A 25,307-nucleotide genomic window follows, 5' to 3' on the forward strand; every position below is an offset into this window, starting at 1 on the left:
GCGGTGCGGCGACTGCCGACGGCCAGAATGCCCGCCACCCCGAGCGCCAGCAGTATGCCGCTTTGCGCGGGCGTCGATGCCAGGCCGAGAACCGGGGCACCGGTCGGGCCGGCGTGCGGATGCAGCGCAGCCGACACCAACCCGGCGATGCCGAACGCGGACACCAGCACGCCCTCGGCGAGCAGCATCCAGCGCCCGCTGTGGAAACGCCCCGGGTCCATCGGGACCCTGCGCAACCCCGACGTCGCCCCCGGGACTGGCCCCGCCGTAACCGGCATCGCGCGACCTCCAGCCTGAACAACAATCGCTACGACATCGGCTACCCATTGCGCCCGGTTCTACTCAAGGGGCCATTGGCTGCGAGGTGGCCAGATAACCGACGCGCGAGGCGGCGCGCGGAGCCCCCTGTCAGGATTGAACTGACGACCGCTCGCTTACAAGGCGAGTGCTCTACCACTGAGCTAAGGAGGCGGGATCAAACCGGTCCAAGCCTAAACGGTCACTCGCCGCTGTCGATCACACGCGTGGAGCGCACCGACCGGGACGCGGGACGCCGGCGGCCCGGCAGCGGAATGCGGTCCGCGATGTTGCTCAGCGGATTGACCACCATGGTCAGCGCGACGACGGCGTCCTGCAGCGTGGCGATCGCGGGCTCCAGCGCTTCCATCCCGGGCGTCAACCTCGCCAGGGTGTCGGCGACGTCCGTGAGCTGGTCCAGCGGTCCATTCTTCGCCGTCAGTTTGTCGACCAGGCCGCCCTCGCTGAGCAGCCGATCGGCCAGGCCATCCTCGGCCAGCAGCCGCTCGATCAACCCGTCCTCGGCGACGAGCTGGTCGGCCAGCCCGCCGGGCTGCAGCGTGCGGTGCAAGCCGCCGCCCTCCGCGGTCAGGCGGTCGAGCAGACCGCCCTCCGACGTCAGCATGTCGACCACCCCGCCAGGGCGCAGCAACCGGTCGATCGGCCCGTCCGGCGCCACCGCCCGCCCAAGGGGCGCGTCGTCGTCCAGCAGCCGGGCGAGCCGGTTGGCGCGGACGATCGCGTCGTCGAGCCCCCACATCGATGTCATGGCGGCCGATCCGGCGGTGCCGCCGTCGCCCAACGCCCGCTTCGCCACACCCACCGCCGCGCTCGCGACGGTCAGGCTGGCGTCGGCGGCGGCAAGTCCGACGCGTGCCGGGGCGGTCGCGGTCGCGACGATCCGTGCGGCGAAGTTCATTCCACGAGTCTATTCGCGACGCGGCGGCGTCATCCGGCGCAGGTCCAAGCCGATGCGCCGATTCCTGGCAGACTATTATCAGAGTGTTGGCACTGAGCTCCCAGCAATCACACAACATTTACGTAGGAAACGTTCAACTAAGGGGCGAAGAACCTGATGACCGCGGCATCCCCAAACGAAACGAAACCGGAGGCTCGCGTCCTCGTGGTCGACGACGAGGCCAACATCGTCGAGTTGCTCTCGGTCAGCCTCAAGTTCCAGGGTTTCGAGGTCCACACCGCGACCAACGGAGCCCAGGCGCTGGATCGGGCGCGCGAAGCCCGTCCCGACGCGGTGATCCTCGACGTGATGATGCCCGGCATGGACGGGTTCGGGGTCCTGCGGCGCCTGCGCGCCGACGGCATCGACGCCCCGGCCCTGTTCCTTACTGCCCGGGATTCGTTGCAGGACAAGATCGCCGGTCTCACCCTCGGCGGCGACGACTACGTGACCAAACCGTTCAGCCTGGAAGAGGTCGTCGCCCGGTTGCGGGTCATCCTCCGTCGGGCCGGCAAGGGCGGCGCCGAGCCCCGCAGCGCCCGCCTGACGTTCGCCGACATCGAACTCGACGAAGAAACCCACGAAGTGTGGAAGGCCGGCGAACCGGTCTCGCTGTCGCCGACCGAATTCACGCTGCTGCGTTACTTTGTCATCAACGCGGGCACCGTCCTGAGCAAGCCCAAGATCCTCGATCACGTCTGGCGATACGACTTCGGAGGTGACGTCAATGTCGTCGAGTCCTACGTGTCTTACCTGCGGCGCAAGATCGACACCGGCGAGAAGCGGCTCCTGCACACGTTGCGCGGAGTCGGCTATGTGCTGCGGGAACCGCGCTGAGCCCGGGCTCGGTCGCCGGCGCTAGCGAGGAATCACGCACATGGCCACACAGCATCGACGTGAGTTGCCGCTCCGCGTAGGGCTGGTCGCCGCCACCCTGGTGCTGGTGGCCTGCGGCCTGGCGGTCTCGGGCATCGCGGTCACGTCGATCCTGCGGCACAGCCTGGTTACCCGGATCGATCAGACCCTGCTCGACGCGTCCCGAGGCTGGGCGCAGGCCCCGCGGCGGCAATCGCCGCCGCCCTACGAGGGCCCGGACCCCGCCCGGCCGCCGTCGAAGTTCTATGTGCGCGGCATCGGCACCGACGGCACGCCGTACACCGCCATCAACGACCGCAACGCCGAGCCGGCGCTGCCGCCCAACAACGACGTGGGCCCCAACCCGACGACGCTGCCGTCGGTCAATGGGTCCGACATCCAGTGGCGCGCGGTCTCGGTGCGCGGCCCGCACGGCCTGACGACCGTCGCGATCGACCTGTCCGACGTCCAAAACACGGTCAGCTCCCTCGTCTGGCTGCAGATCGGAATCGGGGTCGCGGTGCTGGTCGTGGTCGGCATCGCCGGCTTCGCGGTGGTGCAGCGCAGCCTGCGGCCGCTGTCCGAGGTCGAGCGGACGGCCGCGGCGATCGCCGCCGGCCAGCTGGATCGCCGTGTGCCCGAACGTGATCCGCGCACCGAGGTGGGCCGGCTGTCGCTCGCCCTCAACGGGATGCTCGCGCAGATCCAGCAGGCGCTCGCGTCGTCGGAGTCGTCGGCCGAAAAGGCCCGCGGATCCGAGGAGCGGATGCGACGGTTCATCACCGACGCCAGTCACGAGCTGCGGACCCCGCTGACGACCATCCGGGGCTTCGCCGAGCTGTATCGCCAGGGCGCCGCACGCGATGTCGCCATGTTGCTGTCCCGGATCGAAAGTGAAGCCAGCCGAATGGGTCTGCTGGTCGACGACCTGCTGCTGCTGGCCCGCCTCGATGTGCAGCGGCCGCTCGAGCACAACCGGGTCGACTTGCTCGCGCTGGCCAGCGACGCGGTCCACGACGCGCAGGCGATGGACCCGAAACGCGCCATCACCATGGAGGTGCTCGACGGCCCCGGCACCCCGGAGGTGCTCGGCGACGAACCGCGGATCCGGCAGGTGCTCAGCAACCTGGTCGCCAACGCCTTGCAGCACACTCCGGAGAACGCCGACGTCACCGTCCGGGTCGGCACCAAGGGCGCCGACGCGGTGCTGGAAGTGGCCGACAAGGGACCCGGCATGACCGAGCAGGACGCATCACGGGTCTTCGAGCGGTTCTATCGCACCGATTCGTCGCGGGCACGCGCCAGCGGTGGTACCGGGTTGGGGCTGTCGATCGTCGACTCACTCGTGCGTGCGCACGGTGGCCACGTCAAGGTGACGACCTCGCCAGGGGAGGGCTGCTGTTTCCGCGTCACTCTGCCCCGCGTCAGCGAGGTGCCGGCCCAGGAGCCGGTTCACGCCAATTGAGCCAGCGCCGCCTTGATCTTGGCTTGGGCCTCGTCCATGGACTCCGGTGACGGATTGCGGTCGACGTTGGCGAACCCGAAGTCGCTCAGGCGGCGGGTGGGAAAGACGTGGACGTGCAGATGGGGCACCTCGAGCCCGGCGATGATCACCCCCGCGCGCTCGGTCCGGAAGGCCTTGCACACGGCCTTGCCGATGAGCTGACTCACGGCCATGATTTGGCCGAAGGTCGCGCCGTCGACGTCTTGCCACTGATCGATTTCGGCCCGCGGTACCACCAGCGTGTGGCCCTGGGTCATGGGCTCGATCGTCAGGAACGCGACCACGTCGTCGTCCTCGTAGACAAAGCGGCCGGGAAGTTCACGGTTGATGATCTTGGTGAAGATCGACGCCATGGCCCCAGCATAGGGGCGCCGAAGTTTTCGCCATGGCCGTGGTCGGCCTCACGGCACGACTGTGACGGCAATCCGGGCGATGAGTTGGACGCGCGCTGACGGTCAGTCCAGGAAAGGACCATCGACCCGCCAATCCCCAAGGAGTTCGACCATGTCACAGGTGCGCGTGCACAACTTCTCGGTTTCCCTCGACGGCTATGCCACTGGCAGTGGCCAAAGCCTCGATGCGCCTTTCGGGCATGCCGGCGGCCGCTTACACGAGTGGTTCTTCCGGACGCGCACCTTCCGGGCGATGCACGGCGAATCGGGTGGCACTAGCGGTGTCGACGACGCGCTGGCCGGCCAATGGCGGCCGGGCATCGGTGCGGAAATCATGGGGCGCAACAAGTTCGGGCCGCAGCGTGGCCCGTGGACGGGCCAGCCGGGCGGTGAGGAGTGGAAAGGCTGGTGGGGCGCCGAGCCGCCATTTCACACCCCGGTGTTCGTGCTCACCCACCATCCCCGGCCGCCGATCGAGATGGACGGCGGCACCACCTTTCACTTCGTCGACGCCGGTCCGGAGCAAGCTATCCAGCTGGCCCGTAACGCGGCGGGGGATCTGGATATCCGCCTCGGTGGGGGACCTTCGACCGTCCGCGAATTCATCGCCGCGGACCTCGTCGACCACCTTCACGTTGTGCTGGTGCCCATCATCTTGGGGCGGGGGGAGTCGTTGTGGGAGGGGCTTGAGGACTTCCAGCAGCGATTCACGGTGGAGTCGGTGAGCAGTCCCAGCGGCGTCACGCACCTGATCTTCAGGCGCCGCTGACCACGCGGTGGCATCATCCCTCCTGGCCGAACTCCATGACATCGAGGTTCCAGTACCCGCGCATGTTGGTGATCAGCCCCGCCTCGTTGACCTTATAGGTGAACACGCCGCGGACCCTGCTGGTGAGACCGCCCTCAAACTTGCTCTGTAGCACCAGGATATGAGCGATCTCATCGGGAGAGCTGGACGGGAAAGTCTCTTCGCACGTGATGGTCAGCTGATTCTTGGCGATGTTGTTGTCGAAGAACTCGCCGACGGCGGCCTTGCCGCGCACGCCGGTGCCATCGGGGTTGGTGACGGACTTGCCGATCGGATCCTCGATGACGACGTCGTCGGTCATCAGCGCTAGCCAGCCGTCCCGGTCTTTGCCTTGCGCGCAGCGCCACGACGACTGCGACGCGGCTAGCGCGGGGGATTGAGCGGTTTGGGTCATGATCATCTCTCCTATCACTAGATTGCGCACGCCGCGCGTGCGCCTTCCTCGGTTGCCTTGCGGATCAGTCCCAGCCCGGTGCAGTCACCGGCAGCCTGCACCTGGGCGCCGGGCAGGGCGGCGACCAGCGCGTCGAACAAAGTGGTGTCGGGTTCGACCGTTCCGGCCAGCACGACGCTGTCGGCCTGCAACCGCCGGCTGGTGCCCCCCGCGGGCGTGAACAGCACCGCGTCGCCGGCGATCCGTTCCACGGTCGCCCGGACATGCACGGTGACGCCGAGCCGGTCGAGGCGATCCATGTGCTCAGTCCTGCGTTTGTTGCCCACTTCCGGGGCGATGTTCCTGCCGGATTCGAGCATCGACACCAACCGGCCCCGGCTCGCCAGGAATTCGGCCAGCTCCAGGGCGACCAGGTCACCGCCGACGATGACGACCCGGCGCCCGAACGGCATCCAGGCGCGACTGGCCAGCCGAACCGCGCCGGGCCGCAGGAGCCGTTGCCGCCAGCCGCCGAGCGCGGCAGCCCCCAGCCGCTGCCAGGTCGGTGCGCCCGATCGGGCTTGGCCGCCGAGCAATTCGCGCAATCCGGGTCCGCTATACACGTGCGGCAGGTCGGACCCCGGGATCGCCGGCACGGCCACCCGGCCCCCGGTGGCCACGACCACCGCGTCCGGGTCGGTGTCGACGACGTCCTGAGTCGAAACCGCCCGGCCCAAGCGGACTTCCGCGCCGCTGAGGTCGATCTCGTCGCGCAGGTAGCGCAGGAACGGCTGGTTCTCCGGATGCAGGACCGACGCCCAGCGCAGCGCCCCGCCCAGCGCGGCGCCGCGTTCGAAAAGCGTGACGCGGTGACCGCGTTGGGCGGCGACCCGCGCGGCCTCCAGCCCGGCCGGCCCGCCGCCGACCACCACCACGCGCTTGGCGCGCGCCACCGGAGCCGCGGCCAATTCACGTTCTTTGCCGGTACGCGGATTGACGGCACAGTCGACCGAGAAACGCTGTTCCATTGCGTCGATGCAGTTTTCGCACGAGATGCACCTGCGGACCCGGTGTGCCTGCCCGTCGCGCACCTTGCGCGGCAGGTCGGGATCGGCCAACAGGGGACGCCCCATGGCGATGAAATCGGCGCGCCCGTCGGCCAGGATCCGTTCGGCGCGGGCCGGGTCGTGGATGCGGCCGACGGCGATCACCGGCACGTCGACCACCTGCTTGACGGCGGCCGCGGCCCCGACGTTCAGCTCGTCCCCGTCGTCGGCGCCGTTGACCATTCCGGTCACCAAACGATCGATGACACCGCCGCTCACGTGGAACGCGTCCACACCGGCCGTCACGAACTCCGGTGCCAATTGCGCCGTCTCGAAGATGGGCCGCCCACCCGCGACCCGTTCGTAGCCGGAGACGCGCAACGTGATCGGCAGGGCGGTACCGATCTCGGAGCGGATCGCGGCCAGCGCCTCCAGCACAACCCGCGCCCGACCGCGCGCCGAATCGCCACGATAGTCGTCGGTGCGCCGATTGCGTTGCGGGGCAAGGAAGGAGCCCAGCAGCATGTAGCCGTGCGCGGCGTGCAGCTCGATGCCGTCGTAGCCGGCCTCGACGGCCCGCCGAGCCGCGGCCTTGAACAGATCGAGTACGGCGCACAGCTGTTGCTTGCTGATCTCGGCCGACGGGCGCCCGGTGAGGTAGGACGGAATCACCGACGGTCCCAACGACGTGACCCCGAAGATCTCGGGTCCCAGGCCGTCGGGACCGGCGTGCACGATCTGGGGCTGGATCTTGGCGCCGTGTTGGTGCACGACCTCCACCAGGGCCCGATGTGCGTCGACGGCCTCGTCGGTGGCCAGGTGCAGTCCGCCGGGCGTCTCGGGGTGGTGGTGGTCGATCCCGGTGGCGCCCAGCGTGATCAGGCCGACGCCGCCCTTGGCGCGGGCGGCGAAGTAGTCGCGGGTGCGCTCCGACGGCAGCCCATCGGGAGTGCCGTACATGGTCTCCATCGGAGACATGACGACGCGGTTGCGCACCGTCATGGCGCCGATTCGGCCCGGCGCCATCAGGTGACCGAACCCGGTCACTTGCGACTCAGCGGCTGGGAGTTACCGGTCGGCGTCCGTGTACCGGATGACGCCGCGAATGTTCTTGCCGTCCAGCATGTCCTGGTAGCCCTCGTTGATCTGCTCGAGGCGGTACTGGGTGGTCACCATGTCGTCCAGGTTCAGCTTGCCGGCCTGGTACATCGACAGCAGCTGCGGGATGTCGTACTGCGGGTTGCCGCCACCGAAGATGGTGCCCTGCAGGTTCTTCTGCATCAGGGTGAGCATGGCCAGGTTCAGGTTGACGTTGGTGTCCAGCAGGCTGCCGATGGCGGTCAGCACGCAGGTGCCGCCCTTCTGGGTGATGTTGAGGTAGTTGTCGATGTCGGCACCGTGCAGTTCGCCGACCGTGACAACGACCTTGTGGGCCATCAGGCCGTAAGTGACCTCCATGATGCCCATCAGCGCGGCGTTGATGTCGGGATAGACGTGCGTGGCGCCGAATTTCAGCGCCTGATCGCGCTTCCATTCGACCGGGTCGATCGCGAAGATGTAGCGCGCACCGGCGTTCACGGCGCCCTGCAGCGCGGCCATGCCGACCCCGCCGACGCCCACGATGGCGACGTCCTGGCCCGGCCGGATGTCGGCGGTGCGGACCGCCGAGCCGTAACCGGTGGTGACGCCGCAGCCGACCAGCGCGGCCACCTCGAACGGTACGGACGGGTCGATCTTCACCACGGAGCTGCGGTGCACCACCATGTACGGCGAGAAGGTGCCCAGCAGCGTCATGGGGAAGACGTTCTGGCCACGCGCTTGGATGCGGAACGTGCCGTCGGAGACCGCGGCACCGCCGAGCAGGCCGGCTCCCAGGTCGCACAGGTTGCGCATGCCGGCCTGGCAGGTCGCGCATTGCCCGCAGGACGGGATGAACGACAGCACCACGTGGTCACCCGGGGCGATGTCTTCGACGCCTGGGCCGACCTCGGTGACGATGCCGGCACCCTCATGCCCGCCCAGCACCGGGAAGCCGGCCATCGGGATTCCGCCGGTGACGAGGTGGTGATCGGAGTGGCACATGCCGGCCGCTTCCATCTGGATCTTGACCTCGTGCGCTTGCGGGTCGCCGATCTCGATTTCCTCGATGGACCAGGGCTGGTTGAACTCCCAGATCAGTGCGCCTTTTGTCTTCACGATGGTCCTGACCCCATTTCGCCTTTGAATCGATCAGCGCTGTCCGGCCCGTTGTGCCGGACAGCTTGGTGACGGGCGCCACAGCACCCTTGTCGCGTCAGCATAGCGCGTGCAACAAATCAAATGCTTGGTTGGTCCGTCCTCGGTCCGCGGTCACCAGATCGGAACCGGCGCCTGGCCGAGCGGGTAGTAGCCGGGCAGCTTCTCGCCGGCGATGCTGCGCTCGATCCGCTTCTGCATGCCGGTGCTGAGGTCGCCCGACTCGATCAGGGTCGCGAACATCTTCGCGACGTGGCCGAAGTCGAAGAAGTCTCGCTGCCACTCGATGAGATTGTCGGCGTTGAGGCGAAACCAGCTGCCGCCGATGCCGTAGATCTCGTCCTGGGTGCCGTCCGACTTGTTGACGATCTGCTTCCAGAAGCCGACGATCTCGCCCTGCTTCTCGTCGATGAGGACCTTCTGGTACTCGTACACCCAGTTCTCCAGGCCTTCCATCTCGAGACCGAGGGCGATGTCGCGGATCTCGTCGACGCCGACGCACATCACGTCTTCCTTGGGGCCGATGTTCCAGCCGTACGTGGCGTCCTGGGCGTAGAAGTCGGCCAACGGCCGCCAGTCACCGGCCTTCTCGCAGTCCTTGTTGGCCTGCAGCCAGCGATCGACCCATGTCTCGAGTTCCTCACGTGACGCCATCGTCAGTCTCCCTTGTCTTCTTTGATGAACAGTGCATGCGTTGGGCACATCTCGACCGCGCGTTCGACTTCGTCGCGGGCGTCCTCGGGCGGTTCGGGATCAAGGATCTCGACCTTGCCCCGTTTGGGCACTCGGAAGTAGTCCGGTGCCTCCAGTTCGCACATGGCATGCCCCTGGCAGAGATCCAGATCCGCTTCGATTCGAAAACCCATGAGTGGTCAGGCTTTCCGCTTGCGGTAGCGCACCTTCGCCGGGCGGGCAAGCTGGACGACCATCTTGGAGTGGTCGTTGTGATAGCTGTCGGCCGGCTGTGCCATTTCGAACTCGTACTCGCGAAGGAGAACCGAGAAGATCGCTTTGATCTGCATCTGGGCGAAAGCGGCGCCCACACAGCGATGCCGGCCGGCGCCGAACGGAATCCAGGTCCAACGGTTGACGATGTCGGCTTGCTCGGGCTTGTTGTAGCGGTCGGGGTTGAACGCGTCCGGGTCGGGGAAGTCCTCGGGAATCCGGTTGCTGATCGCCGGGGAGGCGGCGACGAAGTCCCCCTTGTGAATCGGGAAGCCCTGCACCTCGAACTCGCCCTGCGCCACGCGCATCAGGATGATCAGTGGCGGGTGCAGCCGCAGGGTCTCCTTGACCACGTTGTCCAGTTTCGGAATCGACCGCAGCGCATGGAAACTCACCTCTTGCCCGTCGGCGTACAGCTCCTCGAGCTCGGCCAGCACCTCGGCGTAGACCTCGGGGTGGCGGATCAGCTCGATCAGCGTCCACGCGGAAGTTCCGGAACTGGTGTGGTGCCCCGCGAACATCAATGAGATGAACATCCCGGTCACCTCGTCGGCCGAGAAGCGCGGTTTGCCCTCCTCGTCCCTGATCGAGACCAGCACGTCGAGCATGTCGCGGTCGGACTTGTCCTTCGGCGGGTTGGCCAGTCGCTGGTTCATGATCTCCTGCACCAGCGCAACGAGTTTGACGCGGGCTTCGTCACGCCGCTTGAAGCTTTCGATCGGCAGGTAGGGGTCGACGTAACACAACGGGTCGGTGCCGCGTTCCAGCTCGTGGTAGTACTCCGCGAAGCGGTGGTCAAGCTGGTTGCGGAACTTGACGCCGATCAGGCAGGCCGTCGAGGTGTAGATGGTCAGCTCGGAGAAGAAGTCGAGCAGCTCGATCTCACCCTCGTCGCCCCAGCCGGCGATCATCCCCTTGACCTGCGCCTCGATGGTGGCGGCGTGGCCCTTCATCTGCTCGCCGCGTAGCGCCGAGTTGTGCAGCATCTCCTTGCGCCGCTCCGGGCTGGCGTCGAACACCACGCCCTTGCCGAAGATCGGCGCCATGAACGGGTACGCCGCCGCCTGGTCCAGATCCTCGTCGGCCGAGCGGAAGAAGAACTCGTTGGCGCCGGCACCGGAAAGCAGGATGACGTGCTTATCGACCAGCTGGAACCAGCCGACGTCGCCGCACTCTTCCCGCACCCGCTTCATCAAACCGATTGGGTCCGTGCGGAATTCCTCGAGGTGACCGTGCTCTTCCTCGCCGCCGGAAACGCGGGGCACGATAGCGGTGTTCGCCGTAGTTGCATCAGCCATGTCCTGGCATCCCTTCTTCGCCGAGTGCGAGCTTCTGGCGATCCTTCTTGTCGGCCAACGGGGCTTCGGGCTGAAGCTCCATGTTGGCGATGAAGCCACCGCGCGGGGTCTCGGCGACAAACGTGATGGCGCGCGCCAGGTCCGCCGCCCGCAGGAAGTAGTCGTGACGGGCCTGGCCCCACTTGGCCCAGTCCTCCAGGGCGGGGCCGATCTTCTCGGCCGGCAGGCTCCAGCCCATCGACGTCTTCGTCGGTCCGGGGTGCACGATCGAAGCCCGCACGCCGGTGCCCTCGAGCTCCATCTGGAAGTTGGTGACCATGGCGACGAGCGCGGCCTTGGCGGCCCCATAGGCGCCCATGTGCGGCCGCTGGCGCAGGGCGACGTCGGAGCCGACGAAGATCAAGTCGCCGCGCTGCCGCTCCAACATGCCCGGAAGGACGGTGGAGGTCAACCGGAACGCGCCGACCAGATGGATCTGCAGCTGTGACTCGAATTCGTCGCCTGCGATCTCGGCGAGCTTGCCGAAGTAGGTGTCGCCCGCGCCGGCCACCAGCACCTCGATAGGCCCGAGCGCGTCGACAGACTGTGCGACAAAGGATTTCACTGAGTTGGGGTCCGTGACGTCCAGATGGAATCCGACCGCCTCGCCGCCTTCGGCGTTGATCTTGCCGACGATGTCGTTGAGTTTCTCTACGCGCCGGGCACCGAGGGCGACCGGAAAGCCATGCGCCGCGAGCTCGATGGCGGTGGCCTCTCCGATACCGGACGAGGCGCCGGCCACGATCGCCGGCCGTCGTTCGGGCAGGGGGTCGAAGCGGGGCATTCAGCGGACCTCCACGGTCATCGGTAGGTGAGCGAATCCGCGGACGTTGCTGGAGTGGACGCGGACGGCGTTGGCCTCGTCCACCTCATATCCGCGGATTCGCTTGAACAACTCGGTGAGCGCGACCCGGGCTTCCATCCGCGCCAGATGCGCGCCCAGGCAGAAATGTGCGCCACTGCCGAAACTCAAGAGTTTGGGCCCGATTTCGCGCCCGATCAGATAGTCGTCGGGGTTGTCGAACACCCGCTCGTCGCGGTGGCCCGAACCGGGCAACAGCAGCAGGACGTCGCCCTCGGGGATGGTGGTGTCGTAGAGGGTGAGCTCCCCGGACACGGTGCGGGCCAGGATTTGGCTGGAGGTGTCGTAGCGCAGGGTCTCCTCGACCCACTGCGGCACCAGTGCAGGGTCGGCATAGACCGGAGTCAGTTGATCCGGGTTCTTGTGCCCCCAAAAGGCCGCATTCGCAAGCAGTTTGGTGGTGGTCTCATTTCCGGCGATCACCATCAAGAACATGAAGCCGAGCACTTCGTCGTCGGTGAGGCGGTCGCCGTCGATCTCGGCCTCCAGCAGCGCCGAGGTCAGGTCGTTCGTCAATTTCTTGCGCCGCTCGGCCACCATGCCCTGGTAGTAGACGATCAGGTTGATGGAGGCCTCGACCGCCTCCGGCGGCACGTCGGTGACGCCCTCGTCGCGGTGCATCACGCCGTCGGCCCAGGCCCGGACCTGAACTCGATCCGGCTCGGGAACGCCCATCAACTCGGAGATGACGTCCATGGGCAGCTTTCCGGCGAACTCGTCGACGTAGTCGACCGTGCCGTCCGCTGAAGACCTGGCCTTTTCCAGCATGGTGTCCAGGTGTCGGGTCGCGATCTCGGTGACACTCGGCTCCAGCTCCCGAATCCGCCTGGGGGTGAACCCTTTCGAAACGAGCGTCCGCAGCCGCAGATGCGCGGGGTCGTCCATCGCCAGAAAGGACATCGTCTTGGACGCGTGCGGGCCGCGCGACGCCGGATCCAGCGAGACGCCGTACTTGTTGGACAGCGTGGTGCTGTTGCGGAACCCCTGCAGCACGTCTTGGTGCCGCGACAGCGCCCAGAACTTCAGCTCGTCGTTGCGATACAGCGGCGCCTCGTCGCGCAGCCGCTTGTAGTACGGATACGGATCTTCGTGGAAGTCGTAGTCGTAGGGATCGAGGACCAGCTCGTGGTCGCCAACATGAACGGTCATTCGGTGCTCGTCTCCTGGCTCGTCTCTCCGGCGCCGGTGAGGATCAGCCGCACCACGTAGGCCAGCCGGTCGGCGATCTCGCGGTAGGTGAATTCGCCGCTGCCGGCCTGCACCAGCGCCCCGAAGAACGACATCTCCAGCGCGGAAACGGCGGTGGGATCGGCGTCGGGGCCCATGGCGGACGTGATCCTGCGGTGGATCTCCGCGCCGATCCGGTCGCGCGCGGCGGCCACCGCGGGCTCTGCGCCGCCGCTGAGCAGCGCCGTCGTGCATGCGGCGCTGACCTCGGGTTCGTCGGCGACCACCAGGGCCAGGTGGCGCAAAACCTGCTCGACCCGGTTGGGCATCGATTCGTTGACGTCGGTGAAATAGGGGACCTGCCGCACCAGGTCGAGGTAGACCTCGGCGATCAGGTGGTTCTTCGAAGAGAAGTACGTGTAGGCGGTGGCGGGGGCGACCTTGGCGCGGGCCGCGACCGCGCGGACCGTGAGGTCCGCGTACGACTTCTCCCGCAGCGTCTCGATGCCGGCCGCCAGCACCTTGCGGAACGTCTCCTCTTGGCGGCGGTTGCGCGCCGGCGGACCGCTCTGGTGTTCGGCCTGAGACGTGATCGTCACCAGTGCATCGCTGGACACATGTCCAAGCTATCGGACGGACGAGACCGGAAGCAAGCCTGATCGGCAAAGATGCCCGTTAATGTGGCATTTTTCGCCCGGCAACCGCCGGCATCGAGATCGGCCCTTGCACCGTGGATGGCGCGGCAGCTATGGTTCGATCGGACGATATCGGACAACTGTCCACTTGGTTCGCATGCGCGATTGCCGCACAGACGGGAGCGGGAGATGGCCTTGCTGGCCGACGGCGTGAGCACACTTTTCATCGACGGCAAGATGTCGCCCGGCAGCGCCGGCACTTTCCCGACGATCAATCCGGCGACCGAGGAAGTCCTGGGGGCGGCGGCCGACGCCGACGCCGACGACATGGCCCGTGCCATCGACGCCGCTCGGCGCGCCTTTGACGAGACGGACTGGTCGCGCGACACCGAACTGAGGGTGCGGTGCGTGCGGCAGCTGCGCGCGGCGATGCAGCAGCACCTCGAAGAGCTGCGCGACCTGACCATTGCCGAGGTCGGCGCGCCGCGAATGCTCACGAGCATCGCCCAGCTGGAGGGTCCGGTCAACGATCTCGCGTTCGCGGCCGACACCGCCGAATCCTACGAGTACAACCAGGATCTCGGCGATGCGTCGCCGATGGGTATCCCCACCCGTCGCACCATCGCCCGTGAGGCTGTCGGCGTCGTCGGAGCCATCACCCCGTGGAATTTTCCCCATCAGATCAACCTCGCCAAGATCGGGCCCGCGCTGGCCGCCGGTAATACCGTCGTCCTGAAGCCGGCGCCCGACACCCCTTGGTGTGCCGCCGTGCTCGGGGAACTCATCGCCGACCACACCGACTTTCCACCCGGTGTGATCAACATCGTGACGTCCAGCGACCACGGCGTTGGTGCGCTGCTGGCCAAAGACCCTCGGGTGGACATGGTTTCGTTCACCGGGTCGACCGCCACGGGCCGCAGCGTGATGGCCGACGGCGCCGCGACCATCAAGAAGGTGTTCCTCGAGCTGGGCGGCAAGTCGGCGTTCATCGTCCTCGACGACGCCGACTTGAGTGGCGCGGTGGGGATGGCCGGATTCTCGGTGTGCATGCACGCCGGGCAGGGGTGCGCGATCACCACCCGGTTGGTGGTGCCGCGCGCGAAGTATGACGAGGCCGTCGCCATCGCGGCCGCCACAATGGGTGGCATCAAGGCGGGTGACCCCACCGATCCCGGAACCATCTGCGGTCCAGTGATTTCGGCGCGCCAGCGGGACCGGATCCAGGGCTACCTCGACTCGGCCATCGCCGAGGGCGGGACGTTCGCCTGCGGTGGCGGCCGGCCGGCCGACCGCGAAGTCGGCTTCTTCATTGAGCCCACGGTGATCGCGGGACTGGGCAACGACGCGCGCTGCGCACGCGAGGAGATCTTCGGGCCCGTCCTGACGGTGATTCCACACGACGGCGACGACGACGCCGTCCGCATTGCCAACGATTCGCCATATGGGTTGTCGGGCACCGTATTCGGCGCCGACCCGGATAGGGCGACGCGGGTCGCCGCGCGGGTCCGCGCGGGCACCATCAATGTCAATGGCGGGGTGTGGTACTCGGCCGACGCGCCCTTCGGCGGCTACAAGCAGTCCGGAAACGGTCGCGAGATGGGTCTGGCCGGTTTCGAGGAATACCTGGAACTGAAGACCATCGCGACGGCGATCTGACCAGAGGAGCTAGACAGCATGCGGTTTGAGAACAAGGTCGGCATCGTCACCGGGTCCGGCGGCGGCATCGGCCAGGCCTACGCCGAGGCGCTCGCGCGCGAGGGCGCGGCGGTGGTAGTCGCCGACATCAATGCGGAGGCGGCCGAGGGGGTGGCCAAGCAGATCTCCGCCGACGGCGGCACGGCGATCAGCATCCCGGTCGACGTGTCCGACCCGGCGTCGGCCAAGGCGATGGCGGATCGCACGCTGGCGGAATTCGGGGGCATCGACTACCTGGTCAACAACGCGGCGATCTTCGGCGGCATGAAGCTGGACTTCCTGCTCACCATCGACCCCGAGTACTACAAGAAGTTCATGAGCGTCAACCTCGACGGCGCGTTGTGGTGCACGCGCGCCGTCTACAAGAAGATGGCCAAGCGCGGCGGTGGGGCGATCGTGAACCAGTCGTCCACGGCGGCGTGGTTGTACTCGAACTACTACGGCCTGGCCAAGGCCGGGGTGAACGGTCTGACGCAACAGCTCTCCCGCGAGCTGGGCGGCCAGAACATCCGGATCAACGCGATTGCGCCCGGCCCCATCGACACCGAGGCGAATCGGACGACCACCCCGCAGGAGATGGTCGCCGACATCGTCAAGGGTCTTCCCCTGTCACGCATGGGAACTCCCGAGGATCTGGTCGGGATGTGCCTCTTCCTGCTGTCCGACGAGGCATCGTGGATCACGGGGCAGATCTTCAACGTCGACGGCGGGCAGATCATCCGGTCATGAGTGATCACTACAAGCTGGGTTACATCGGTCTGGGCAACATGGGCACCCCGATGGCCACAAAGATGACCGAGTGGCCGGGCGGGGTGACGGTTTACGACATCCGGACGGATGCGATGACACCGCTGGCGGAGAAGGGCGCCGGCCTGGCCGACAGTGTCGCCGACGTCGCGTCCGCCGACATCGTCCACGTCACCGTGCTCAACGACGACCAGGTACGTGAGGTCGTCGCCGAGCTGGCGGCCCACGCCAAGGCTGGCACGGTAATCGCGATCCACTCGACCATCTGCGACACCACGGCCGCGGAACTGGCGGCCGAACTCAGACCGCAGGGCATTCACGTCGTGGACGCACCCGTCAGCGGCGGTACGGCCGCCGCCGCGAAAGGCGAGCTGGCGACGATGGTCGGGGCCGATCGCGAGGTGTACGAGCGGATCAAGCCGGCGTTCAAGCACTGGGCGACGGTCGTCATCCACGCCGGCGAGCCGGGCGCGGGGACGCGAATGAAGCTGGCCCGCAACATGTTGACGTTCACGTCGTACGTCGCGGCGTGTGAGGCCATGAACCTGGCCGAGGCCGCGGGCCTGGATCTGCAGGCGCTGGGCCGGGTGGTGCGGCACACCGATGCCCTCACCGGCGGGCCGGGCGCGATCATGGTCCGCGACGACATGAATGACCTTCGGCCGGAACACTTTCTGTATCAGCCGTTCATGCACACCCGTGGTCTGGGGGAAAAGGACCTGAGCCTGGCGTTGGCGTTGGGCGAGGCGGTGTCGGTCGACCTGCCCCTGGCCAGGCTGGCGTACGAGGGGCTGGCGGCTGGCCTCGGGCTGCCACACACAGAGAAAGAGGCGTGATGGACGAACTTCGCCGCAAGGGCCTCGAGAAGATGAACGAGGTTTACGGCTGGGAAATGCCCAACATCGAGGGCGACGCGTATTTTGACCTGACCGTCGACCACCTGTTCGGCAGCATCTGGACGCGACCCGGATTGTCGATGCGCGACAAGCGCATCATGACATTGACCGCCGTGACCGCTGTCGGAAACCGCGACCTGGCCGAGATTCAGATCAACGCCGCGCTGCTCAACGGGGAGCTCACCGAAACCGAGTTGAAGGAGATGGCCGTCTTCCTCACCCACTATCTCGGGTTCCCGCTGGGTTCCGCGCTCAACGGCGCCGTCGACGCCGTCGTCGCCAAGCGCAGGAAGGCCGCGGCCAAAGGGGCGGGGGAGGACAAGAAGGCCAACGTGGACGCCGCGTTGAAGATGCACTCCGGCGACAAGGACTGACTAGGCGTGCCGGGAAGCCTCCTGTGCCAGCTGGACTCTCGAGCTGATGCCGAGCTTGGAATAGACGTGGCTGAGATGTGCCTGCACGGTGCGCGCCGAGACGAAAAGCCGTGCGGCGATGTCCTTGTTCTGCAGTCCTTCGCTGACCAGCCTGACCACGTTGATTTCCGCGGGGGTCAGTGACGCCCAGCCCGTTGCGGGTCGCTTGCGTTCACCGCGGCCGCGCCGCGCATAGGCGATCGCTTCCTCCGTGGACAGGGCCTCTCCTTCGGCCCGAGCCCGGTGGAATTCGTCGTCTCCCAACGCGTCGCGCAGGGCCGCGACGGCGGCGTCATGTGCGGCGTCGTGAATCTTGAATCGCACATGCCCGGTTCGTTCTCGTTCTGAGGTTGCCGCTCCCAACAGCCGCGCGGCTTCTCGGTTCGCGCCTGCGCCCGCCGCGAGGGTGGCTAGGCATTCCATGACGTCAGGAAGGACGAAGTACGCCTTGTGGTCGACCGCTCCGGCAAGCGCGCCGTGGGCGTCGCGTTCCGCTTGCTCCCAGTCTCGTTGGGCGATCGCGACCCGCGCACGCTTCACCAGGGCGAGCACCCGATGAACCCCCGGGGCGACGGCAACGGCGTCGTCGGCGCAGCGGCGCGCCGATGTCAGATCCCCCTGTGCGAGCGAGATTTCCGCCAGCGGAATGACGTTGACGACAGCGAGTTCAGGCTGGACCTTCAGCCGCTGCCATGCCGCCTCGCCGGCGCGGGCCGATGCGTCCACATCCCCCGCGGCGACCATCGCGACGGCCAGCGCGGCGTACGCGTAGCCCTGGTTGAAGGGTCCGAGGTCTGTGGCGGCTTCAACGGCTGCATTCGCGGCCACCCGCGCCGCGCTCGTGTCACCGGTGTAGGCGAGCATGTGGCCCAGGCTGACGAGGCTGGCCATCTTCCACGTTTCGTCGTGGGCCGTGTCCGACTCGGCAACCAGCGCCCGGAATTGTGCAATGGCGCCCACCAGATCTCCCTCCCACCACTGCGCCAAACCGATACACCACCGGCACCCGCGAGAGGCGTAGCCGTCGCCGATCGCGTCAGCGATGTCACGGCCTTCTTCACCGGCCGCGCGTGCCGCGACCGGATCCCCCTTGCCCGTGACGGCCGCGAAGGCCTGGAACGCGAGGATCTGGTTCAAACTCCAGTCATCTCCCACGGTGCGAGCGAGGCCGAGCGCTTCGTCGAAGTACGAGCCGGCAACGGCCGCATCGTAGGCGGCGATGATTCCGCAACCTGCAAGCGCGCGAACCACCAACGCCGGGTCGTCGATCTCACGGGCGAGCGCCAGAGCTTCCAACGCCATGTCCATGTTGTCGTGGATGGTCTGCGCGCCCTCGAGTATCGCTTTGTCCGCGAGCGCCCGGGCGCGGACGGGGAGCGGCACCTCCACGTCGTGCGCGGCGGCGTCCGCCAGCGCCACGTCGAACCAGGCTGTGCCCTCCCGCAAACGGCCGCGAGTGGTCCAAAGCGGTTGTAAGACCGAGGCTAGCCGCAACGCCTGCGAGATCTCGGCGTTTTCCCGGCACCACGCGAATGCCGCGCGCAGGTTGTCCATCTCGATGGCGGCCTGCTCGATGCGGCTCTGATGAGCGGTGCGCCCCGGCACGTCGAGCTCTGCTGCCAGCGCAACGTAGTGGTCGCGGTGGCGACCGCGCACGGCGTCGGCCTCACCGGACTCGCCGAGCTTCTCCAGGGCGTACTGGCGAATCGTCTCCAGCATTCGGTAACGCGCGCCGCAGTGCGTATCCTCGGCCACCACGAGGGACTTTTCGATCAACAGTGTGAGCTGGTCGAGTGTCTGATACCGCTCGACGTCACTTTCGCCGCAAACCTCCTGGGCCGCATCGAGATCGAAGCCGCCCATGAACACTGCGACGCGGCGGAACAGGACTCGTTCGGGTTCGGTCAGTAGCGCGTGCGACCAGTCGACCGAGGCCCGCAACGTCTGCTGGCGGCGTACGGCTGTTCGCGAACCGCCGGTCAGGAGCCGAAAGCGGTTGCGCAAGCTGTCGAGAATCTGCTCCAACGACAGTGCCCGAACCCGCGCGGCGGCCAGCTCTATCGCCAGCGGGATTCCATCGAGACGCCGGCAGATCTCGATGACCGTTTCCGAATTATCCTTGGTCACAGTAAAATCGGGCCGGACGTGGCGGGCGCGGTCGGAAAAGAGGGTCACCGCCTCGTCAGCCAGGGTCAGTGAGGGCACCGCCCACGCGACCTCGCCGGCCACCCGCAGCGGTTCACGGCTTGTCGCGAGGATGGTCACGCCCGGGCAAGCCGCCAACAGCGCGACCGAGAGCGAGGCGCAGGCGTCGATCAGGTGCTCGCAATTGTCGAGGAGGACGAGCATGCGCCGGCCGGCTACGAAACGTGTGAGCGTGTCGATTGTCGAACGCCCCGCCTGGTCGGGCAGCCCCAACGCTCGCGTCACCGTGACCGGGACAACGCCGGAATCGGCGATGGGCGCCAGGTCGACGTACCACACCCCGTCTTCGAAATCGTCATCGAGCCGGTCCGCAATCTGCACCGCCAGCCGGGTCTTTCCCACGCCGCCGGCGCCCGTGAGCGTCACCAACCGTCCGTCGGTGATGATCCGTCGCACGGCCTCGACCTCGGCGCCGCGGCCGACGAAACTGGTGAATTGCGGCGGAAGATTCAAGCGCCCTGTGTGTTTCGTCGAGCGGAGCGGCGGAAAGTCGTTGCGGAGGTCGGCGTGACAAAGCTGCGTCACCCGTTCGGGCCGCGGCAGATCCCGCAGCGGGTGGGTGCCCAGCTCAAGCATCCACGCGTCGGGAGGCAGCCCGTCGGCGAGCAGGTCGCTTGTCGTGGCCGATAGGACCGTCTGGCCGCCGTGAGCCAGGTCGCGCAGCCGCGCGGCGCGGTTTATCGTCGGTCCGATGTAATTTGCCTCGTCGCGCAGTTGGACCTCGCCGGTATGCAGTCCGATTCGCAGATGGATCGGCGCAAGTGCCGTCAGTTGCAGACCGAGCGCAAACCCGGCCGCGTCGCTCGCCCGGGCGAAGGCGACCACGAAGCTGTCGCCCTCACCCTGTTCGACCGGGCGGACCCCGTTGTGCTCGGTCACCAGGTCCGACACCGCCTGGTCCAGCCGCGTGACGGCGGCGCGCATTTCATCGGGCTGGGTCTGCCATAACCGCGTCGAGCCCTCGACGTCGGCCAGCAGCAACGTCACGGTTCCCGTCGGGAGCTCGCTCAACCCCAAATCGCTCCAGTTCAAACGCAGCGTGTCCGCGCACCGCTCGGTCTCAGTCATGTTAGCCAGCGTGCGTCGATCAGACGCGGCAAACATCAGCAGAATGGCCTATACGTCCGCTCGGCCGCGTCCGCGGAGGATCTACGCGCCTTGACCAATGTTCTTCGCCGGCCGTCATCGCACACTTGGTTCCTCGGACTCAAGGAGGTACAGATGAACAGCCAGACCGGTCTTGCCGGCAACCGCGACTCGATCGACGCCAACTTCACGACGGGCGTGCTGCACGGCCACTACGACAGCCGTTTCGAGGATCTCGTCGCCGCGCTGGCCGACGAAGTCAGCACTGGCGGCGAACTCGGCGCCGCGATCGCCATCGATGTCGGCGGCGACGTCGTCGTGGACATCTGGGGCGGGCATGCCGACAGGGCCAGAACCCGCGAATGGTCGGAAAACACCATCGTCAACGTTTTTTCCAGCACCAAGAACGTGACCGCGCTCGCGGCGCTGATGCTGACCGACCGCGGCCTGCTCGACCCGTTCGCCCCGGTCGCAAAGTACTGGCCCGAGTTCGCCGCCAACGGCAAGCAGGACATCGAGGTGCGCCACATCCTCAGCCACACCTCCGGGATGTCCGGCTGGGAGCCCCCCTTCGCCCTCGAGGACGTCTACGACTGGGGAAAAGCCACTTCTCAGCTTGCCGGCCAGGCGCCGTGGTGGCCACCCGGCACCGCGTCGGGATACCACGCGGTGACCATTGGGCACCTCGTCGGCGAACTGGTCCGCCGAACCACCGGCATGACTCTGAAACACTTTGTGCGACAGGAGATCGCCGAGCCGCTCGGCGCTGACCTGCAGATCGGCGCCCGGCCCGAAGACGACCACAGAATCGCCGAACTGGTCCCGCCGCCTCCGCTGGACGTGCCGCTCGACGCGGTCCCCCATGACCATCCGATGTATAAGACGTTCGCCGCGATCCCGCCCGCCGCGGAGACCGCGCTGGCAGCCGAGACGACGGCGTGGCGCCGAGCTGAGATCGGATCGGCCAACGGACACGCCAACGCGCGTTCGCTGGTCCGCGCCCTGTCCCCGATTTCGTTGGGCGGCACAATCAATGGCGTACGTTTCCTGCGACCCGACACCATCGACCTGATCTTCGAGGAGCAGGCCAACGGCACCGATCTGGTGCTGGCCATGCCGGCACGGTGGGGCATCGGGTTTGCCCTCCCCCATCCGGAGGCGGTGCCCGACATCCCCGACGAGAGGACCTGCTACTGGGGCGGTTGGGGCGGCTCCATGGTGGTGATGAACGTCGACCGCCGCACCACGTTCGCCTATGTGATGAACAAGATGGGACAAGTCACATCGGGCGGAACCGATCGGACGCGGAAATACACCCGGCTGATCTATGAGGCACTCGGCTGACGGTCAATCAGTATGGCCGCCCGCCTTCGGGCATCACGTACTCGGAAATCGGTCCGGAGACGCCGTTGACCGACGTCCCGCCGTTGAGAATGCCCGGCGCCATCTCCAGCATGTTGTTCGGAAACCCGAACTTCGGCTTGGTCAGCTCGTCGAGCCGCGCCAGTTCGTCGGCGCCGAGGCCCACGTCGACGGCGAGGACGTTGTCGTTGAGCTGCGAAAGCCTGCGCGCCCCGATGATGACGGACGAGACGCCAGGCTGCGCGCGCACCCAGGCCAGCGCCACGCTGGCGACGTTCGTCTGGTGGGCCTTGGCGATGAGCTCGAGTTCGTCGACAACGGCGTAGGTCTTGTCGTCGAGGAAGGCGTCGACCATCGCGCCGCGGCCGGAGTCCTGCCGGCCGGCGCTGGCCCGGGTGTACTTGCCGCTCAGCGCGCCGCCCTTGAGCGGCGACCACGGTGTGATGCCGAGGCCGAATTCGGACGCCATCGGAACCAGTTCCTGTTCGATGGAGCGCTCCAGCAGTGAGTACTCGACCTGCAGGCCGACGAAGCTCGACCAGCCGCGGAACCGGGCGATGAGGTTGGCCTGGGCGATCTTCCACGCCGGGGTGTCCGAGACGCCGATGTAGCGGACCTTGCCGGCGCGGACGAGATCGTCGAGCGCCGCCATCGTCTCGTCGATGGGTGTGTTGGCATCCCAGATGTGCAGCCAGTACAGGTCGATGTAGTCGGTTTGCAGACGCCGCAGCGAGTTTTCGCAGGCGTTGATCAGCGACTTGCGGCCCGAGCCGCCGCCGTTGGGATCTCCCGGATACAGGTTGCCGCTGAACTTGGTCGCGATCACCAGGCGATCGCGGCGACCGGCGTCGCGCCCGATGTGGTCACCGATGATCTTCTCGGAGTGGCTTCGGGTGTAGAAGTTGGCCGTGTCGATGAAGTTGCCACCGAGGTCGGTGTATCGATCGATGATCTGTTGAGACTCCTCGACACTGGTGCCCCAGCCGAGGTCCTCGCCGAATGTCATGGCGCCCAGACACAGGGGGCTGACGCGCAGGCCGGAGCGTCCGAGTGTCACGTACTGATCCAGAGGCATGGTGGCCACTTTCTGGTAAATTGTTCGATTATGTGTTTGTTCATTCCTAAACTAGTTTATGTCTGAACGATCTGGCAAGTCGGTGCCAGCGGTCGACCCGGCCAAGATCTGGTCGTTGAACTATCGGGTGCTGCTGTCGGTCATCTCGTGCGCCGAGGCCGACATCTGCGCGCTGGGGCTCGAATCCAAGGAGCTCTTCCTGCTTGCGGAGATCGACGAGCACCCCTATCCGGCCGAACTCGCTGCGGCGTTGAGCATGCCCAAGGCGACGATCACGGTTTACCTCAAACGGCTTGAGGCCGCGGGCTTCGTGCGGCGCCAGATCGACGCCAGCGACCTGCGGCGCCATCGGCTCTTACTCACCCCGGCCGGGCGCAAAGCCGCCACGGACGGGCTGGCGCTGCTGTCCGCGGAGTTCGACAAGCGTCTCGGACGCCTCACCGTCGCGCAGCGGAAAGACCTCAAAAATCTGCTCGAAAAGATTCTGTGAACGCGGGTGCCGTAGGCGTTTGGCGTTTGCCCCGGCTAGTCTGACGTGTCGTGCGAGTCCTGGTGATCGGTTCGGGTGCCCGTGAGCATGCGCTGCTGCTGGCGCTTCGGAAAGACCCGCAGGTCACGGAGCTGTTTGTCGCCCCCGGCAACGCCGGCACCGCCCGGGTCGCCGAGCAGCACGAGGTGGACATCACGTCGGGTTCCGACGTCGTCGCCCTGGCGCGGGAGGTCCGGGCCGACCTGGTGGTCATCGGCCCGGAGGTCCCGCTGGTGTTGGGCGTGGCCGACGCCCTGCGAACGGCCGGCATCGTCTGCTTCGGGCCCAGTAAGGACGCCGCGCGCATCGAAGGGTCCAAGGCGTTCGCCAAGGAGGTCATGGCCGCTGCCGGCGTGCGCACCGCGACCAGCGAAACCGTTGACAGCCCCGCCCATTTGGATGCCGCACTGGACCGGTTCGGGCCTCCTGCGGGCGACCCGGCCTGGGTGGTCAAGGACGACCGGCTGGCCGCCGGCAAGGGCGTCGTGGTGACCGCGGATCGCGGTGTCGCGCGCGCGCACGCCGCCGGGCTGCTCGAGGCGGGGCACCCGGTGCTGCTCGAGTCGTTCCTGGACGGGCCCGAGGTGTCGCTGTTCTGCGTCGTCGACGGTGAAACCGTGGTGCCGCTGCTGCCCGCGCAGGACTTCAAGCGTGTCGGCGACGGCGACACCGGCCCCAACACCGGCGGGATGGGTGCCTACGCGCCGGTGCCGTGGCTTCCCGACGACCTGTACCGCGACATCGTCACCAACATCGTCGAACCCGTTGCGGCTGAGATGGTTCGGCGGGGCTGCCCATTCTGCGGTTTGCTGTACGTCGGGCTGGCGATCACCGGCAAGGGACCGGCGGTGGTCGAATTCAACTGCCGTTTCGGTGATCCCGAGACCCAGGCTGTGCTGGCGTTGTTGGGTTCACCGCTCGGCCAGCTGCTGTACGCCGCGGGTACCGGCAAGCTCGCCGACTTCGGTGAGTTGCGCTGGGAGCAGGGTGCGGCCGTCACGGTGGTATTGGCGGCCGAGAACTATCCCGGCCGTCCCCGCGTCGGCGACGTGGTCGCGGGCTCGGAAACCGAGGGAGTGCTGCACGCGGGTACGGCGCGCCGCGACGACGGAGAGGTCGTCTCCTCGGGCGGTCGGGTGCTGTCGGTGGTGGGCACCGGCCCCGACCTTGCCGCCGCGCGTGCGCAGGCGTATGAGCTGATGGGGTCGATTCGACTGCCCGGCAGCCACTTTCGTGGTGATATCGCGCTGCTGGCCGCTGAAGGCAAGATCAGCGTTCAGTAACCCGCGGCTTGGCCGTCTCGGCGGGGATCGCTGACGGCGAGATATCCGCCGTCGAGCCGCCAGATCGCCTGGCAGCTGCCGAACTGGTTGTAGTCGTCGACCCCGAGCAGGTCGTGCCCGCGACGACGCAATCCGTCGAGGGTCGACGTGGGAAATCCCGGTTCGCAGCTGATCTGCATGCCCTGCACCCAGCGAAACCGGGGACCGTCGCAAGCCGCCTGCGGATTTTGGCCATAGTCGGCGATGCGGACCACGACCTGCACGTGCCCCTGGGGCTGCATCGGCCCGCCCATCACTCCGAAGCTCATCATCGGCGCGCCGTCCTTGGTGACGAAGCCCGGGATGATCGTCTGGAAGGGTCGCTTATTCGGCCCGACCTGATTCGGATGACCTTGATCCGCAACGAAACCCGCTCCGCGGTTCTGCAACGAGACGCCGGTTCCCGGCACCACCACCCCAGACCCGAATCCCATGTAGTTCGACTGGATCATCGACACCATCATCCCCGCAGCATCGGCGGCCGTGAGGTACACGGTGCCGCCGCGGGGAGTGCCCGCCGACGCCGGCTTCGCCTGACGGCGGTCGATCAGGCCGGCCCGCTG

Annotated in this window: 23 protein-coding genes, 1 tRNA gene and 2 pseudogenes; 10 read left to right on the forward strand and 16 right to left on the reverse strand. The window is 67.1% G+C overall.

The window, feature by feature from the left end:
* The 3 genes and pseudogenes from A5701_RS26980 to A5701_RS26990 all read right to left on the reverse strand — a co-directional run.
* Positions 1-278 (reverse strand): annotated as a pseudogene (locus A5701_RS26980) (hypothetical protein); the annotation flags it as partial.
* Positions 279-399: 121 nt separating this feature from the next.
* Positions 400-471: transfer RNA gene (locus A5701_RS26985), tRNA-Thr, on the reverse strand.
* Positions 472-499: 28 nt separating this feature from the next.
* Positions 500-1,216: a hypothetical protein gene (locus A5701_RS26990; protein WP_067761423.1), complete on the reverse strand. Its 717-nt coding sequence runs from the start codon at positions 1,214-1,216 to the stop codon at positions 500-502.
* Positions 1,217-1,372: 156 nt separating this feature from the next.
* Here A5701_RS26990 and phoP point away from each other — a divergent pair, with 156 nt between their 5' ends.
* Together phoP and A5701_RS27000 are read left to right on the forward strand one after the other, a co-directional pair.
* Positions 1,373-2,092 (forward strand): two-component system response regulator PhoP, encoded by a 720-nt coding sequence (gene phoP, locus A5701_RS26995; protein ID WP_067761426.1) that lies wholly within the window; start codon positions 1,373-1,375, stop codon positions 2,090-2,092.
* A 40-nt stretch (positions 2,093-2,132) separates the two neighbouring features.
* Positions 2,133-3,591: pseudogene (locus A5701_RS27000) on the forward strand (sensor histidine kinase).
* Here A5701_RS27000 and A5701_RS27005 read toward each other — a convergent pair.
* Positions 3,563-3,967: an HIT family protein gene (locus tag A5701_RS27005; RefSeq protein WP_067761432.1), complete on the reverse strand. Its 405-nt coding sequence runs from the start codon at positions 3,965-3,967 to the stop codon at positions 3,563-3,565. The pseudogene A5701_RS27000 and the gene A5701_RS27005 overlap by 29 nt on opposite strands.
* Before the next feature lie 151 nt (positions 3,968-4,118).
* On the opposite strand from A5701_RS27005, the gene A5701_RS27010 reads away from it, so the two are divergent.
* A complete protein-coding gene (locus A5701_RS27010; RefSeq protein ID WP_067761435.1) occupies positions 4,119-4,775 on the forward strand; it encodes a dihydrofolate reductase family protein in 657 nt (218 codons plus the stop codon).
* A 13-nt stretch (positions 4,776-4,788) separates the two neighbouring features.
* Here A5701_RS27010 and A5701_RS27015 read toward each other — a convergent pair whose 3' ends face one another.
* The 9 genes from A5701_RS27015 to A5701_RS27055 all read right to left on the reverse strand — a co-directional run bounded on the left by A5701_RS27015 (position 4,789) and on the right by A5701_RS27055 (position 13,396).
* Entirely contained in the window at positions 4,789-5,208 is a 420-nt protein-coding gene (locus A5701_RS27015; RefSeq protein WP_067761479.1) for a ketosteroid isomerase family protein, read from the reverse strand.
* 17 nt (positions 5,209-5,225) lie between these two features.
* Positions 5,226-7,280 carry an FAD-dependent oxidoreductase gene (locus A5701_RS27020; protein ID WP_067761438.1) on the reverse strand — a complete coding sequence of 685 codons (2,055 nt, stop codon included), beginning with the start codon at positions 7,278-7,280 and terminating at the stop codon, positions 5,226-5,228.
* A gap of 21 nt (positions 7,281-7,301) precedes the next feature.
* Positions 7,302-8,429 carry an NDMA-dependent alcohol dehydrogenase gene (locus A5701_RS27025; protein ID WP_067761441.1) on the reverse strand — a complete coding sequence of 376 codons (1,128 nt, stop codon included), beginning with the start codon at positions 8,427-8,429 and terminating at the stop codon, positions 7,302-7,304.
* A 153-nt stretch (positions 8,430-8,582) separates the two neighbouring features.
* Positions 8,583-9,122, reverse strand: coding sequence for a hypothetical protein (locus tag A5701_RS27030; protein WP_067269381.1), 540 nt, complete (start codon positions 9,120-9,122; stop codon positions 8,583-8,585).
* Between the two features lie 2 nt (positions 9,123-9,124).
* Positions 9,125-9,334 (reverse strand): ferredoxin, encoded by a 210-nt coding sequence (locus A5701_RS27035; protein WP_067761444.1) that lies wholly within the window; start codon positions 9,332-9,334, stop codon positions 9,125-9,127.
* A gap of 6 nt (positions 9,335-9,340) precedes the next feature.
* Entirely contained in the window at positions 9,341-10,711 is a 1,371-nt protein-coding gene (locus A5701_RS27040; RefSeq protein ID WP_067761447.1) for a cytochrome P450, read from the reverse strand.
* Complete coding sequence (locus A5701_RS27045) at positions 10,704-11,534, reverse strand: SDR family oxidoreductase (protein ID WP_067761450.1); 831 nt, start codon at positions 11,532-11,534, stop codon at positions 10,704-10,706. Before A5701_RS27045 ends, A5701_RS27040 begins: the two co-directional genes overlap by 8 nt.
* Positions 11,535-12,761: a cytochrome P450 gene (locus tag A5701_RS27050; protein WP_067761453.1), complete on the reverse strand. Its 1,227-nt coding sequence runs from the start codon at positions 12,759-12,761 to the stop codon at positions 11,535-11,537.
* The gene (locus tag A5701_RS27055; RefSeq protein ID WP_067761456.1) at positions 12,758-13,396 is read right to left on the reverse strand and encodes a TetR/AcrR family transcriptional regulator; all 639 of its coding nucleotides are present in this window, start codon (positions 13,394-13,396) and stop codon (positions 12,758-12,760) included. Before A5701_RS27055 ends, A5701_RS27050 begins: the two co-directional genes overlap by 4 nt.
* 207 nt (positions 13,397-13,603) lie before the next feature.
* On the opposite strand from A5701_RS27055, the gene A5701_RS27060 reads away from it, so the two are divergent.
* Genes A5701_RS27060 through A5701_RS27075 form a run of 4 tightly spaced genes read left to right on the forward strand, consistent with a single transcriptional unit; the run spans position 13,604 to position 17,126 of the window.
* Positions 13,604-15,070: an aldehyde dehydrogenase gene (locus A5701_RS27060; protein WP_067761459.1), complete on the forward strand. Its 1,467-nt coding sequence runs from the start codon at positions 13,604-13,606 to the stop codon at positions 15,068-15,070.
* Positions 15,071-15,088: 18 nt separating this feature from the next.
* Positions 15,089-15,838 (forward strand): SDR family oxidoreductase, encoded by a 750-nt coding sequence (locus A5701_RS27065; protein ID WP_067761462.1) that lies wholly within the window; start codon positions 15,089-15,091, stop codon positions 15,836-15,838.
* Positions 15,835-16,692 (forward strand): NAD(P)-dependent oxidoreductase, encoded by an 858-nt coding sequence (locus A5701_RS27070; RefSeq protein WP_067761465.1) that lies wholly within the window; start codon positions 15,835-15,837, stop codon positions 16,690-16,692. The genes A5701_RS27065 and A5701_RS27070 overlap by 4 nt, the downstream gene beginning before the upstream one ends.
* Complete coding sequence (locus tag A5701_RS27075; protein ID WP_067761468.1) at positions 16,692-17,126, forward strand: carboxymuconolactone decarboxylase family protein; 435 nt, start codon at positions 16,692-16,694, stop codon at positions 17,124-17,126. The genes A5701_RS27070 and A5701_RS27075 overlap by 1 nt, the downstream gene beginning before the upstream one ends.
* Here A5701_RS27075 and A5701_RS27080 read toward each other — a convergent pair whose 3' ends face one another.
* Positions 17,127-20,474: a LuxR family transcriptional regulator gene (locus A5701_RS27080; protein ID WP_197505075.1), complete on the reverse strand. Its 3,348-nt coding sequence runs from the start codon at positions 20,472-20,474 to the stop codon at positions 17,127-17,129.
* A 117-nt stretch (positions 20,475-20,591) separates the two neighbouring features.
* Here A5701_RS27080 and A5701_RS27085 point away from each other — a divergent pair, with 117 nt between their 5' ends.
* Entirely contained in the window at positions 20,592-21,800 is a 1,209-nt protein-coding gene (locus A5701_RS27085; protein ID WP_082954818.1) for a serine hydrolase domain-containing protein, read from the forward strand.
* A 7-nt stretch (positions 21,801-21,807) separates the two neighbouring features.
* Here A5701_RS27085 and A5701_RS27090 read toward each other — a convergent pair whose 3' ends face one another.
* Positions 21,808-22,902, reverse strand: coding sequence for an aldo/keto reductase (locus A5701_RS27090; RefSeq protein ID WP_156670294.1), 1,095 nt, complete (start codon positions 22,900-22,902; stop codon positions 21,808-21,810).
* A gap of 49 nt (positions 22,903-22,951) precedes the next feature.
* Between A5701_RS27090 and A5701_RS27095 the strand changes: the two genes are divergently transcribed.
* Entirely contained in the window at positions 22,952-23,383 is a 432-nt protein-coding gene (locus A5701_RS27095; RefSeq protein ID WP_067761473.1) for a MarR family winged helix-turn-helix transcriptional regulator, read from the forward strand.
* Between the two features lie 50 nt (positions 23,384-23,433).
* Positions 23,434-24,705 carry a phosphoribosylamine--glycine ligase gene (purD, locus tag A5701_RS27100; protein ID WP_067761476.1) on the forward strand — a complete coding sequence of 424 codons (1,272 nt, stop codon included), beginning with the start codon at positions 23,434-23,436 and terminating at the stop codon, positions 24,703-24,705.
* Here purD and A5701_RS27105 read toward each other — a convergent pair.
* The coding region (locus A5701_RS27105) for a gamma-glutamyltransferase (protein WP_197505076.1) at positions 24,699-25,307 on the reverse strand (609 nt) is incomplete at its 5' end. The genes purD and A5701_RS27105 overlap by 7 nt on opposite strands.

Origin of the sequence: Mycobacterium sp. E3305, assembly GCF_001666785.1 — a bacterium.
GTDB lineage: Bacteria > Actinomycetota > Actinomycetes > Mycobacteriales > Mycobacteriaceae > Mycobacterium.